The organism is Avibacterium volantium, assembly GCF_900635775.1.
Taxonomy (GTDB): domain Bacteria; phylum Pseudomonadota; class Gammaproteobacteria; order Enterobacterales; family Pasteurellaceae; genus Avibacterium; species Avibacterium volantium.
Map to the genome: position 1 here is coordinate 1,610,284 of NZ_LR134167.1, position 13,987 is coordinate 1,624,270.

The window sequence follows — 13,987 nt, forward strand, 5'->3', positions numbered from 1 at the left end:
TTTATTCTTCCTATCTAAAATTAAAATTTTGCTACCACATTGGCTTTTTGAATGTTGCCAAATACCAATACTTGCGGTTGCCCATCTACGAGCAAGGTGATCATATCATTTTCAATTTTTTCCAATTTACCTTGCCATTTACGGCGTTCTAACACAGGAATACGCAAATGCACCACAATTTCTTCGCCAATATAGCGTTGATATTGTTCAAGGGTAAATAATGGACGATCTACGCCCGGTGAAGACACTTCAAGGTTATATTTATCCGCAATCGGATCTTCCACATCTAAAATGGCGCTAACTTGACGGCTTACATCTGCACAGTCATCAACACTCACACCACCTTCTTTATCGATATAAATACGCACGGTTAAAAAACGGCCTGCGCGCTGACATTCAATGCCCCAAAGTTCGCAGCCTAAATCTTCAATAGAACCTTTTAATAAATCTGATAATTTCTCTTCTAAAGTTGCCAAAACAACCTCCTTAATCAAACTCAGGACGTAAAAAAAGGGCTAATCAGCCCAGTTCTACATCTAAATTGCTCGTACAAAAAAACCCCAAAATTGGGGTTCTTTCTACTGAACTTGTTATGAATTGGTTGCGGGGGCTGGATTTGAACCAACGACCTTCGGGTTATGAGCCCGACGAGCTACCAAGCTGCTCCACCCCGCGTCCGAAATATGCAGCGTATTATACGCATAGAAAAACAAATAGCAAGGCTTTATCAAAAAAACTTACAAAAAAACTACCGCACTTATTTATTTGGCGTGTTTTCAAACAAGCGATAAATGGCGATTAAATCCATTCTTGCAATAGGTTTGAAAGGCAATAATAAATAATATAACCAGCGATTTTTGGCAATAAAGGATTGTGTTTGTTGCCAAATTTCTGGCTCACAATATTGCTGATATTTTTCTACTGTTAAACGCATTTGTTCATCAGAAATGCAATCAGAACGCCCAAGACTATGGATAAAAATCAAGCTATCTCGTACCTTTTGCCAATTTAGGTTGGCGTGATTAGAACGGGATTCAAAATCAATAAATTGCACCTTTCCTTCATTCCACGCCATATCACGCAGTGCTGGGCGACCATGAACCAAGCCTTTTTTATGCAAATCCGTTAAGGCCTTTGCGCCGTCGGCTAGAATAGCCAATTTTCCATCAGAACTGAGATCTGGCTTATCCACCCAATAACTGATGGTTTTGCCTGCATCTTTTAGTACTAAAAAATCTTCGCCAAATGCCATTAATTTTGGCACTGGGGCATTTTTTTCAGCTAAAAATTGTAAGGTTTTCAATTCATTTTGAAAGGCCTTTTGCGGTTGCGGTTTAAGTAAACGCCACACGCCTTTAAGTTGTTCAGGTTGTTTGAGCCAGTAGCGTTGATTTTCATAATCAAAGCTCACTATTCGTTCGCCTTTATGCTGTTTAAGCAAGGCCTGTACCTTTTCTTGAAATTCACTATTTTGTGCCGACATCAAACAACCTCATTTTTACTTAATCATTATTTCCAAACATCAGGATTCACGCCACGTTTAAGTAGCTCTGGATGTTCTTCAATTTTAAATTCTGGCTCACGAATACCAGCTTTAATTTGGCGTTGATAATCTTTTAATAACGTCCAAACAATCGGTGAAAGTAGCACGATAGACACCAAGTTAATTAGCGCCATCACCGCCATTACGGTATCGGCAAAGTTCCACACCACATTGCCTGAATTCACTGCGCCGAAGTACACGAAAAATAGCACCACTAATCGGAAAATAAACACCACCACAGGACGATTTTTCAGGAAACGGATATTGCTTTCTGCGTAGGCATAGTTACCAATGATGGAAGAAAATGCAAATAACAATAAGATGAAAGCAAGGAAGTGCAAGCCAAACTCACCAACGTGATATTGTAGCGCATTTTGCGTCAGAGAAATGCTTTTCAGCATTTCGCCGCCGTAGTTGTCTGATAGCAAAATGATGATAGCCGTACAAGAACACACAATAATGGTATCCACAAACACGCCAAGCATTTGGATTAAACCTTGGCTTACTGGGTGCTTAACATCGGCTGAAGCCGCAGCATTTGGCGCAGAACCCATACCTGCCTCATTCGAGAATAAACCACGCTTAATTCCCATTAACATTGCTTTAGAGAAAATCGCCCCGAACATACCGCCAGCCATTGCGTCAAAAGAGAACGCACTATGAATAATATTACTGATTACAGTTGGGATCATTTCAATGTTCATTCCCATAATGATCGCTGCCATAATTAAATAAAACAGCGCCATTGTTGGCACAACTTTAGCGGAAACTTTACCGATACGCTTCACACCGCCGAAAATAATCAAGGCGGTTAAAATCACCAAACCCGTTCCCACATAACTTGGATTCCATTTCCACGCATTGCCTGTTGCCTCAACAATCGCATTGGATTGCACCGCATTGAAAGCAAAACCAAAGGTAAAGATTAATGCGATGGCAAAGCAGGCTGCCAACCAGCGAGATTTTAAGCCTTGCACAATATAATAAGCAGGGCCACCACGGCTCACGCCATCTTTATCTTTTAATTTATATAATTGAGCAAGAGAAGATTCCGCTACCGCACTGGACATTCCGATCAACGCCGTAACCCACATCCAGAACACCGCGCCTTCACCGCCAATGGCAATCGCTGTGGCTACCCCACCAATATTGCCCACGCCCACACGGCTGGCTAAGCCTGTCGCAAAGGCTTGGAATGGCGTTAAAGAATCCCCCGTAGAGGCACGTCCAAACCACATCTCACGCAAACTTTGTGGAAATAAGCGTAACTGCACTAATCCTGTGGTGAGCGTAAAGAAAATACCCACGCCTAATAAAGTGATTACGGTAATATCCCAAAGTGGGCCATCAAATGTTTCCACAAACCACGTTAGAGCCTGCTCCACATTGCTGATAATTTGCTCAATCATAAACTTCTCCTCATAATGAAAGCAGGCATTTTAATAGATTTTATATAAAGAGAGAATAATCAGGATAAAAATAAGAATAAAAACTCAATAAAGTATCAAATAGTAGAAACTTTTCAAAAAATAACCGCAGTTTATTATTTTATATTTAATGCACTTACTAAAAAGAGTGAGCATACTCCCCGTAAAAAACTAAAAATTATTCATAATCCATAAAAACGATACAGTTTTAATCTATGCTGTTGATCGCCTCACAGCAAAACACGCTGAGTGGAAAATGCCTTTAATTTGCAAAAATGTGAGCTATATCACATTCTATTTTTAATAAACGCTTAAAATTAAATTGAAATTATGGTTTAATAATTTTAAAATTAGTTTACCTGAATGATAAATTTCAATGACAACCTAATTTAACAAGTTTAAGGAGCAACTATGTCAAACATTTTAGATCAATTCTCATTAAAAGGTAAAATCGCCTTAGTAACAGGCGCATCATACGGTATCGGCTTTGCCATCGCTTCCGCATTAAGCCAAGCGGGCGCAAAAATCGTATTCAACGATGTAAATGAAGAAAACTTGAAAAAAGGCCTTGCCGCTTATAAAGAAGCAGGCATTGATGCGCACGGTTATTTATTTGATGTAACCAATGAAGAAGCGGTAAAAGAACACGTTGCGAAAATCGAAAACGAAGTAGGCGTGATTGACATTTTGGTCAACAACGCTGGTATCATTCAACGCATCCCAATGTTAGAAACCACCGCGGCGGATTATCGTAAAATTATCGACATCGATTTAACTGGCCCGTTCATTATGTCAAAAGCCGTATTACCTTCAATGATCAAAAAAGGACACGGTAAAATCATCAACATCTGCTCAATGATGAGTGAATTAGGTCGTGAAACCGTGGTTGGTTATGCTTCTGCAAAAGGTGGCTTAAAAATGCTAACCAAAAACATCTGTTCAGAATTTGGTGAAGCGAACATTCAATGTAACGGTATCGGCCCAGGTTACATCGCTACCCCACAAACCGCACCATTACGCGAAAGACAACCAGACGGCTCACGCCACCCATTCGATCAATTCATCATCGCCAAAACCCCTGCTGCTCGCTGGGGAACCCCAGAAGATCTCGCAGGCGCTGCAGTGTTCTTATCTTCTGATGCCTCAAACTTCATCAACGGGCATATTCTATACGTTGATGGCGGTATCTTGGCGTATATTGGTAAACAGCCGTAAATTGCTTATAGGTGTGGGTCTTCAGCCCGCACCTTTTTTATTATTCATACGGACTAAATAGGAGGAAAATATGAATAATCAAAATGCAGTACAAGCCTCATCGCCAGAATTTAATAAACAACTTCGGCGGGCTAAATTCGGTGCAGCCATCGGCACTTCTCTCGACCAGATGGAAATGACTCTCTTCTCTCTCGCTTCGGCATTATGTTTTGGCCAAGTTTTCTTCCCTAACGCATCACCTATTATTGGTTTAATCTCAGCTTTTGGTATTTATGGTGTAGGCTTTTTAGTTCGACCAATTGGGGGATTGATTTTCTCTCATTTAGGTGAAACTCGTGGACGTAAATGGGTATTATCCACAACCGTCTTATTAATGGGATTAGCGACATTTAGTATTGGTTTAATTCCATCTTATGACAGCATTGGAATTTGGGCGCCAATACTCTTGATTATCTGCCGTTGTGTACAAGGTGCAGCTGTTGGTGCTGAATATACATCTGGCACAACTTATCTTACTGAAATCGCACCAATTGGCAAACGTGGTATTACGGCAAGCTATGTATGGGCTGGCGCGAGTGCAGGAACAGTTGTTGGTGGTTTAGTATGGACAGTTATCCTTGTTAGCCTTGATCGTAATGATTTAATTGCTTGGGGCTGGCGTATTCCATTTTTATTAACGATCTTTGTAACTGTTTTCGCTATTTGGATGCGCTTAAAATTGCACGAGTCACCTGTTTTTGTCGAAAAACAGAAAGAGTTCAAAGAACGTGCCAAACAAGCAATGCCTCTTGTTCAAGCGTGGAAACATTCTCGTAAAAATATGCTACGCGTTTTCGGTTTCACTTTTCCTTGTGTTGGACATTCATTTATGTACCAAGCATTTTTAGGTGGCTATATTGTAAACTATGTCCGCTCAGATGGTGGAGCAATTTTCTCAACTGCCACAGCAATTGGTGCAGTAGTTGGAATTTTTGGTGGACTATTCGGCGGCTGGCTCTCTGATAAAATTGGACGCCGTAAAGCAGGATTAATTTACTCCATCATAATGTGTATCTTCCCATTCTTCGCCTTTATGATGGCAAATACAGGTGAACCAATCTTAATCGGTTTGATTATGATCTTCTGTTTCTGGTTCCCAGCAGAAGGCGCTATGGGTGTACAAAGCCCTCAACTACCAGAAATTTTCGGTTCTCGCTATCGTTACAGTGCATTAACTGTTGCGCGTGAAATTGGGGCTATTGGTGGTGGATTGGTACCAATGTTCTCATCCATTATTTTAGCCTATTTCGGGGGATGGCAAGCTGTAGCTATCTTTATGAGCTTATTAATGATGATCACTGTATTCACAACTTACAATACCGTTGAAACTAAAGACCGTGACTTATTCGCCGAAGAAGATGCAATGTAATTATTACATCATTCATTAAATTAAAATGTAGAAGATGAAGATTGATCTTCTACATTTTTTATTTCTACCTTTGCTACTTACCTCATAAATTTTGCTGTAAAAATCACCGCTCTTTGCTAGAATGTTATTTATTGTTCTATCGAACTGTGCATAAAAATAATATGAAGAAACAAATATTCGATCGCTTAATCAAAAGCGCAGAACAAATGGTTGCGATTGAAAAAGGTAAAATGATTCCCCTAGCTAATTCAATAACCACTTTCCATATTCCAAATATAAAAAAGATTCGAGCAAATACCCAACTAAAACAAAAACGTCCCGAGTTTCCTTAGGGCGCAAAATAAAAATCAAACACTATCTCGAAAGAAACAATGCTGCAGCACCGCGGACGCCGCCGGAATCGCCGTATTTGGCTTTTTTGATCACTGGCACTTTGGCGCTGCGCATTAGGTGTTTAGGCAGGGCTTTTGGTAGTGCTTCGTAGAGATAATCAAAATTGGATAAACCGCCGCCGAGTACGATTAAATGCGGGTCAAGGGCTGTTATGATGTTGCCGATAGAAATGGCGGCGAGTTCCACAAACATTTCCACAAATTCCACCGCACTTTGATCTTTCGCGTAAAAACGCTGGATAATTTCTTTGGCTGATAGGCTTTCCCCTTTGAGATCGCGGTACAGCATTTCAAATCCACGGCCTGAAAGATAGGTGTCTAAGCAGGCTTGATTGCCGCAGCCGCAAGGGTAGATTGGTGCTTTGTCCCAGCCGAGCAATTTTAAGGCGTGGTAATTCAGCTGCATATGCCCCAGTTCGCCCGCCATTCCGATTTGTCCTGAGTAGATTTTGCCGTCAACCACTAAACCGCCGCCAAAACCTGTGCCAAGGATCAAGCCTAACACGCTTGGATATTGCTGATTTTCTTCTGCCCAAGCCTCTGATAAGGCAAAACAATTTGCGTCATTTTCTGCCCGCACTTCGCGATCTAAACGCTGGCTTAAATCTTGTAAAATAGGTTTGTTGTCTGCCACGCGAATATTGGTGATTTCCGCCAAGCCTGTTTCGTGATTCACAAAACCCGGTAAGCCCAGCCCTACTGTGCCTTTTTCGCCAAATTTTTCATCGGCTTTTTTCACCAAATTCACAATGGTATCAAGCCATTGTTCGTAACTCTCTTTTGGCGTATCCACCCGTTCGGAATATTGTTTTTCCAATTTTTCATTGAATACGGCAAGCTCAATTTTTGTGCCGCCAATATCAAATCCGTATAACATTGTTCACCTCAAAAAATAATTAAAAATCTGACCGCGCTTTCTTATTACGCTCTATCTTGCAAAGTGCAGTTGAAAATCGGTTTGTTTTTGATCCAATCGAATAATCCACAATGAAACACCCACGCCAGCAACACGGAAACCAATAAATCAATCGGGTAATGCATTCCTAAACGTAAACGGCTGACTAGCATTAGCACCGCCCAAATAGCAATGCCTGCGGTGAGATATTTCATTCCTTTATTGTTACGTCCAAGCAGCTGCCCAAATCCTACCGCAAGCATTAGCCAAGTGGCGGCAAAAATGCTGTGGCCAGATGGGAAAGAATAGCCTGTTTCTTTGCTACGGTGATGCACCAAATGGGCATCAACTTGTTTATCTGCATAATAATCCAACACGATTTGTTCACGCGCTTTGCGAGGTTGATCGTAAAAATAGTCAGGGCTAACGCTTGATTTTTCTGTTAATTGCACAATAAAAGGACGAGGTTCAGCAAACACCGTTTTGAGCGCCGATTTCACCCCTTGGGTTACCCCAACAGAAATCGCCATCACTGCAATCACCGCAAGGGCTTGTTTTTTATCTGCAATACAGAAAAAATACGCAACAGCAAACACGCCACAAGTGATAATGGCATAAGGCACACTACCTGTTTCGGTAATAAAATAAAGCAACGTATCAATTTGTGTATAATTTGTACCCCCTTGCCAATGCCAGTTAATTAACCACGCAAAAAAAGGCACACAACAAAGCAATAAGGTATATAATGATAAGCGTTTTAACATTTTAATCACTCCATAAATTTGAGTGCGTATTTTAGCATTATTCAATAAAAAAAGAATGAAGGATTTAGCGATGACAAAAATTCAACGGGTTACGGAAGCAAATTTACCGACCGAATTTGGTTTATTCCGCATTGTGGGCTTTGAGTTTCCCGACACCAAAAAAGAACACGTTGCCTTGGTAATGGGCGATATTAGCAATCAAGATGAGCCAGTTTTGGCACGCATTCACTCAGAATGTTTAACGGGCGATGCGTTGCATAGCCTGAAATGCGATTGCGGTTTTCAGCTTGCCACCGCACTACGTCAAATTAGTGAAGAAGGCCGTGGCGTGCTGATTTATCACCGCGAAGAAGGCCGCGGCATTGGCTTAATTAACAAGATCCGTGCTTATTCTTTACAAGATCAAGGAATGGATACCATTGAAGCCAACCTTGCTTTGGGCTTTGCCGCAGATGAGCGTAATTTTGAAGTTTGTGCGGATATTTTTGATCTACTCGGTGTAAAGCAAGTTCGCCTGCTCACCAACAACCCTAACAAAATCGACACAATGAAAAAAGCGGGGATCAACGTGGTGGAACGCGTTCCGTTAAACGTAGGCGAAAACCGCTACAACACGGAATATTTAGACACCAAAGCGAAAAAAATGGGCCATTTCATCGTGCATAACAATCAGAAACACCTAATGACCTGCCCACATTGTCAGGAAGAAGTGCCTACTCCTGATAAAGATTAATAAGTAAACAATAGCTCAATAACATATTGAGCTATTTTTTTGGAATTTGGATCGCAAAACTAATTTATCGTTGTCGCCTAAATTAACCCTTTTTCCTATGCTAAGAGCAGCTAAAATAAAACATACTCAAAACAATGCAGGTTGAATTTTTAGAAGATCATTTCCAAAATATATCCCATCAGTTTGCCTACTTTAAAGTAGGAAAAATTGATTACATTATCGACTTTTCAAATGATATTGACCTATTAACAAATCTTACAGATAACCAAGAAATTTTAAGTTTAATCAATGGCAAACAAACTTATACCATAAAATTTGCTGTAAAAGAATATTATGAAAGTACTCAAGCAGACATCGAGTTATACGCTGCGCCTAAAGGACAAAAATTCTCTCGCAATCTCATAAAAGAACTCAAAGAACAACTTGAATCACTGCTTTATTATCACTACTTACAATATCAACCAGAATGCTATTTTTTCATTGCTGAAAGACCTTCTTTAGTTCGAATGTATCAAAAAATGTGCGATAATCGTCATCCAATTCTCAATGAATTTCAAGCAATCACAAAATTAGGTCATAATCAAGACTGCTTTATAGTCAAAACCCCACGTTATGGAGCAAGATAATGAAAGAGCAAAAATACACGGCCGCAGAGCTTAAACGTCAAGCGATGGAATTATCACGCTTAGCTTATCAACAGGCAAAAAAGAATGCTGAAAACACATCACATTTAAACACAACAAAATCTAAATAGCGTGTAATTTGAAAGCGTAATAAGTCATCTAACCAGCTAACTGCAAAAAACACTACTTTTTTTGTAAAAAACGCATAAAATATTCGGTAGATTTGCACCCTAAGTAAAATATTGCTAAAGTGCGTACTAATTTTGCCGAAAATACTAGGAATAACAAATGAGCCAAGAATATTTAGATTTTGAACTCCCGATTGCTGAACTTGAAGCAAAAATTGAATCCTTGCGAGCAGTGGCGGGGCAAGATGATGAAATTAATCTTGATGATGAAATTGCTCGCTTACAGAAAAAAAGCGAAGAATTAACCAAAAAAACCTTTGCCAACTTAGATGCGTGGCAAGTTTCTCGTATGGCTCGCCACCCAAATCGTCCTTATACCTTAGATTACATCGAACAAATTTTCACCGAGTTTGAAGAACTCGCAGGCGATCGTGCTTTTGCAGATGATAAAGCCATTGTGGGCGGTTTAGCTCGTTTAGACGGCAAGCCCGTTATGGTGATTGGCCACCAAAAAGGACGCACGGTAAAAGAGAAAGTGAAACGTAACTTTGGTATGCCAGCCCCTGAAGGCTATCGCAAAGCGTTACGTTTAATGGAAATGGCAGAACGTTTTAAATTGCCAATCATCACCTTTATTGACACCCCAGGTGCGTACCCTGGTGTGGGCGCGGAAGAGCGCGGACAATCAGAAGCCATTGCGCGCAACTTGCGTGAAATGTCAATGCTAAAAGTGCCAATTATTTGTACAGTAATTGGTGAAGGCGGTTCTGGTGGCGCGTTAGCCATTGGCGTGGGCGATAAAGTCAATATGTTGCAATACAGCACTTATTCAGTGATTTCCCCTGAAGGCTGTGCTTCCATTTTATGGAAAAGTGCCGACAAAGCCTCTACCGCCGCAGAAGTGATGGGTTTAACCGCAGATCGTCTGCAAAAATTACAACTTATCGATAACATTATCCCTGAGCCATTGGGCGGTGCTCATCGCAATTATGAGCAAATGGCGCAAAATCTTAAACAGCGTTTACTGACAGATTTAGCGGATTTAGAAATTCTTGATCCAGATACACTGCTCGAACGCCGTTACCAACGCCTAATGAGCTACGGTTATTGCTAAATAAAAATGTGCGGTTTTTTAACCGCACTTTTACTTTCAAGCGTTATTAGAAAGCATAAAGGATAGCAAAATGAAACATCTTCTTTCCATTCAATCTCACGTCGTTTACGGTTATGCGGGCAATAAATCTGCCACTTTTCCAATGCAATTACTCGGCATTGATGTGTGGGCATTGAACACCGTGCAATTTTCCAATCACACTCAATATGGCCAATGGACGGGAATGGTAATGCCACCAGCACAAATTGGCGAAATCGTGCAAGGCATTGATAATATTGGTCAATTACATCAATGTGATGCGGTGATTTCAGGTTATATTGGTGCGGCGGAGCAAGTGGAAGAAATCATTAATGCGGTGCAAAAAGTGAAATCTCGCAATCCTAACGCCGTTTATTTGTGCGATCCTGTGATGGGCCACCCCGACAAAGGCTGTATTGTGGCTGATGGTGTGAAAGAAAATCTCATCAACCTTGCAATGGCAAAAGCCGATATCATCACCCCTAATTTAGTGGAATTGCGTGAGCTGAGCGGTTTGCCAGTAGAAAACTTTGCTCAAGCCATTGAAGCGGTAAAAGCAATTTTAGCCAAAGGGCCGAAAAAAGTGCTGGTGAAACATCTTAGCAAAGTGGGGCAAGATCCAAGCCAGTTTGAAATGCTCCTCGCCAATGAGCAAGGCATTTGGCACATCAGCCGTCCGCTGCACCAATTTGCTAAAGAACCTGTGGGCGTGGGCGATTTAACCGCGGGGCTATTTATGGCGAATCTGCTTAATGGCAAAACGGACGTGGAAGCCTTTGAGCATACCGCCAATGCCGTGAATGATGTAATGACGGTAACGCAACAGCAGGATAATTATGAACTGCAAATTGTGGCTGCGCGTGAACAGATTGTTCGCCCTGTGAGCCAATTTAACGCTGTGAAAATCGCCTAACATTGCCCTTGCTATGACGCTAATTGAGCAATTTCAACAGCAATTACAACGCCAGCCCCACTCGCATTTTCTGATTGCCTTAAGCGGTGGGCTGGACTCTACCGTGTTGCTTGCGCTTTTAGCAAAATTACGCGAAAAACAACCGCACTTCCAGCTGCGCGCGATCCATATTCACCACGGCTTAAGCCCAAATGCTGATGATTGGACGCGCCACTGCCAACAGCTTTGCCAACAATTTTCCATTCCTTTGATCGTGGAAAAAGTTCAGCTGACACAAGGAATGGGCATTGAAGCTGCCGCTCGCCAAGCCCGTTATCACGCCATTCAACGCCATATTTTGCCGCAAGAAATGTTGGTTACTGCCCATCATCAACAAGATCAAACCGAAACCTTTTTTCTTGCCTTGAAAAGAGGTAGCGGTGTCAGCGGATTATCAGCGATGAAAACGCAAAGTGCGGTGTTTAATTTCACGATTTTTCGCCCCCTGCTCCCCTTCTCTCGCCAGCAACTTCATCAATATGCCATTGAAAATCAGCTAAGCTGGATTGAAGACGAAAGCAATCAAAATAACCAGTACGAACGCAATTTTTTACGCAATCAAATTTTGCCCCAACTGCGTGAACGCTGGACGTATTTCGATCAAGCAGTGCAACGCAGTGCCACCCATTGTGCCGAGCAACAACAGCTTTTAGCCGAATTATTACAGCCAGAGTTGGAAAAATATTTGGACAAAACACACCGCACTTTTGATTTAACGGATTTCTCGCAATGGTCTGATTTGAAACAAAAAGCCCTACTCCGCTTATGGCTGGAAACCTTGCAGCAGCCAATGCCCTCCACCAAGCAGTTGGAACAATTAATTCAAGACGTGATTTTTGCCGAAATGGATCGCAATCCGCAATTTCAGCTTGGCGATAAAATGCTCCGCCGTTATCAACATCGGTTGTATCTCACCGAGCATTTTGCCGATCTCCGCCAGCTTAGCCTGCCCGTAACCCTCAACCAACCTATAACTTTGCCCGACAAGTTAGGGCAAATTTGCTTAACGGAAACCCCAACGGGCGTGCAAGCAATGTGGCAAGATTACATTCAGCCCCTGCCTAAACCTGAAGCCCCTATTAGTATTCGCTTCGCCTATTCAGGCAAAGTGAGAAACCTAAATGGCATTAACCAAGATATCAAAAAATGCTGGCAAGCCCATAATATCCCCGTTTGGCAACGCAACCGCATTCCACTGATTTTTTATGGCGAAACCTTTCAAAGTGCGGTGGGATTTTTTCAGAATTTTATCTAACCCCCTGAATTGCTTTCCAATTTCACCGTACTATGGTCTTAACGCAGTATAGATAATAAACATAAAAAAAGTGCGGTGAAAATGATCTGCACCCCAAAAGTTGGACTAAACAACCAATTGATTAAGGTGCAGATTTTTTATGACTAAATATACTCAACGTTTCAAACAACAAGTGCTCGACTTTTATCCTGGCTAATCAATGAAAAATGATCACTTAATCCTGTGGCTTACTCGCCATTATTTCAATAATTTGTACATCAGTATGTTGCATACTTTTACAAGCGATCGCACATAAATTATCAATACTTTGATCCACACAGTGATCCACTATGCCTTCATTTCCTGTAACACCGGTTTGGTTCATTGCCATCAGCACGGATTTATAGGCTGAAGTCACACTGGTTGAAACTTTCATCGCACAGCTATTCGCTGCACCATCACAAATCATTCCGCTAATATCACCAATCATACTGCTGATTGCCATTGCTGCCGTATCAAATTTATTGGTGAGTAGGTAAGAAATCCCCGCGCAACTTCCCATTGCAGCGGTGCTTACCGCACAAAGCGCTGAAAGTTTCGGCAATTTACTATGAATAAAAATCGCCATTAGATGCGATAAAAATAATGCTCTAATTCGTTTCTCTTCATCAGCTTGAATGTGATCGGCAACCACAACCACAGGCATTGTCGCTGTAATCCCCTGATTTCCCGATCCTGAATTACTCATCGCGGGAAGTGTTGCTCCGCCCATTCTGGCATCGGACGCGGCGGTGGTGTTAATCATTATGCGGGAAAGCAAGTCATCTGACATTAAGCCATCGCCAATATGTTTTTGTAGCGTGCGTCCAATATGTAAACCGTAATCATTGCGAAGCCCTTCTGCTGATAATGCCGCATTAAGTTTTTCCGCTTGGTGGATAAATTTGATCTTTTCTAATTCAATTTGTGTAGCAAAATCAAAAATATCTTTGGCTTTTAATTGGTTAAACATTGCATAAGGATCGATCTGCTGTGCTTGGCTTTCTTCCGCTTTAAACAACGCATCACCATTTTTTTCAATCAGAATAATATTCGTATGTTGCCCTTGAATAACCACTCTCACCCAATCTTCACCCGCATAAATCGTGGATTCTGCATACAAAATTTGGTCGGTCTGCTTAATGCTTACTTTTACTTTATGCTGCTGAAGTAGTTGTTTTGCTTGTTCAACTTGCTCTGGGGTAATTTTCTTCAACACTTCTAAGCCCCCAGAGGCATCACCACCTAGTGCCCCCACTGCTGCGGCTATGGGTAACCCAACCATTCCAGTTCCCGGTACGGCAACGCCTAAACCATTTTTCATTAGATTAGGTGAAACCTTCGCAACAATTTTTTCGGGATATTGCCCTAAATGTTGGGCGGCAGTTGCTGAAGCTAACGCCAATGAAATCGGTTCTGTACAGCCTAAAGCAGGAACCACATCTTGTTGAACAATATTAATTAGTGCAGTCTCAAAATTTCGTAATTTTTCGTTCATCATA

15 protein-coding genes and 1 tRNA gene are annotated in these 13,987 nt (G+C 41.5%); 9 read left to right on the forward strand and 7 right to left on the reverse strand.

The window, feature by feature from the left end; translation table 11 throughout:
• Positions 1-20: 20 nt before the first annotated feature.
• From rimP to ELZ61_RS07760, 4 genes are all read right to left on the reverse strand, one after another.
• Entirely contained in the window at positions 21-476 is a 456-nt protein-coding gene (rimP, locus tag ELZ61_RS07745; RefSeq protein ID WP_115249882.1) for a ribosome maturation factor RimP, read from the reverse strand.
• Positions 477-598: 122 nt separating this feature from the next.
• Positions 599-675: transfer RNA gene (locus tag ELZ61_RS07750), tRNA-Met, on the reverse strand.
• A gap of 82 nt (positions 676-757) precedes the next feature.
• Positions 758-1,486, reverse strand: a complete 729-nt coding sequence (locus ELZ61_RS07755) for a BUD32 family EKC/KEOPS complex subunit (RefSeq protein WP_422386235.1) — start codon at positions 1,484-1,486, stop codon at positions 758-760.
• Between the two features lie 23 nt (positions 1,487-1,509).
• Complete coding sequence (locus ELZ61_RS07760; protein ID WP_126372686.1) at positions 1,510-2,952, reverse strand: alanine/glycine:cation symporter family protein; 1,443 nt, start codon at positions 2,950-2,952, stop codon at positions 1,510-1,512.
• 429 nt (positions 2,953-3,381) lie between these two features.
• On the opposite strand from ELZ61_RS07760, the gene ELZ61_RS07765 reads away from it, so the two are divergent.
• The 3 genes from ELZ61_RS07765 to ELZ61_RS10700 all read left to right on the forward strand — a co-directional run bounded on the left by ELZ61_RS07765 (position 3,382) and on the right by ELZ61_RS10700 (position 5,925).
• A complete protein-coding gene (locus ELZ61_RS07765) occupies positions 3,382-4,185 on the forward strand; it encodes a gluconate 5-dehydrogenase (protein WP_126372688.1) in 804 nt (267 codons plus the stop codon).
• A 70-nt stretch (positions 4,186-4,255) separates the two neighbouring features.
• A complete protein-coding gene (locus ELZ61_RS07770; protein WP_126372690.1) occupies positions 4,256-5,593 on the forward strand; it encodes an MFS transporter in 1,338 nt (445 codons plus the stop codon).
• A gap of 161 nt (positions 5,594-5,754) precedes the next feature.
• Positions 5,755-5,925, forward strand: a complete 171-nt coding sequence (locus tag ELZ61_RS10700) for a hypothetical protein (protein WP_164550728.1) — start codon at positions 5,755-5,757, stop codon at positions 5,923-5,925.
• A gap of 22 nt (positions 5,926-5,947) precedes the next feature.
• Here ELZ61_RS10700 and nagK read toward each other — a convergent pair whose 3' ends face one another.
• Positions 5,948-6,862, reverse strand: coding sequence for an N-acetylglucosamine kinase (gene nagK / locus ELZ61_RS07775; RefSeq protein ID WP_126372692.1), 915 nt, complete (start codon positions 6,860-6,862; stop codon positions 5,948-5,950).
• A 44-nt stretch (positions 6,863-6,906) separates the two neighbouring features.
• Positions 6,907-7,644 carry a phosphatase PAP2 family protein gene (locus ELZ61_RS07780; RefSeq protein ID WP_126372694.1) on the reverse strand — a complete coding sequence of 246 codons (738 nt, stop codon included), beginning with the start codon at positions 7,642-7,644 and terminating at the stop codon, positions 6,907-6,909.
• Positions 7,645-7,714: 70 nt separating this feature from the next.
• Here ELZ61_RS07780 and ribA point away from each other — a divergent pair, with 70 nt between their 5' ends.
• From ribA to tilS, 6 genes are all read left to right on the forward strand, one after another.
• Positions 7,715-8,377: a GTP cyclohydrolase II gene (ribA, locus tag ELZ61_RS07785; RefSeq protein ID WP_126372696.1), complete on the forward strand. Its 663-nt coding sequence runs from the start codon at positions 7,715-7,717 to the stop codon at positions 8,375-8,377.
• A 134-nt stretch (positions 8,378-8,511) separates the two neighbouring features.
• Positions 8,512-9,003, forward strand: coding sequence for a helicase (locus ELZ61_RS07790; RefSeq protein WP_126372698.1), 492 nt, complete (start codon positions 8,512-8,514; stop codon positions 9,001-9,003).
• Entirely contained in the window at positions 9,003-9,131 is a 129-nt protein-coding gene (locus tag ELZ61_RS07795) for a transcriptional regulator (RefSeq protein ID WP_126372700.1), read from the forward strand. The genes ELZ61_RS07790 and ELZ61_RS07795 overlap by 1 nt, the downstream gene beginning before the upstream one ends.
• 157 nt (positions 9,132-9,288) lie before the next feature.
• The gene (gene accA, locus ELZ61_RS07800) at positions 9,289-10,242 is read left to right on the forward strand and encodes an acetyl-CoA carboxylase carboxyl transferase subunit alpha (protein ID WP_126372702.1); all 954 of its coding nucleotides are present in this window, start codon (positions 9,289-9,291) and stop codon (positions 10,240-10,242) included.
• Positions 10,243-10,312: 70 nt separating this feature from the next.
• Positions 10,313-11,173 (forward strand): pyridoxal kinase PdxY, encoded by an 861-nt coding sequence (gene pdxY, locus ELZ61_RS07805; protein WP_126372705.1) that lies wholly within the window; start codon positions 10,313-10,315, stop codon positions 11,171-11,173.
• 13 nt (positions 11,174-11,186) lie between these two features.
• A complete protein-coding gene (gene tilS, locus ELZ61_RS07810) occupies positions 11,187-12,467 on the forward strand; it encodes a tRNA lysidine(34) synthetase TilS (protein ID WP_126372707.1) in 1,281 nt (426 codons plus the stop codon).
• A gap of 214 nt (positions 12,468-12,681) precedes the next feature.
• Here the strand turns inward: tilS and ELZ61_RS07815 are convergent, their stop codons facing one another.
• The gene (locus ELZ61_RS07815) at positions 12,682-13,986 is read right to left on the reverse strand and encodes an L-cysteine desulfidase family protein (RefSeq protein WP_422386236.1); all 1,305 of its coding nucleotides are present in this window, start codon (positions 13,984-13,986) and stop codon (positions 12,682-12,684) included.
• Between the last annotated feature and the right edge of the window lies 1 nt (position 13,987).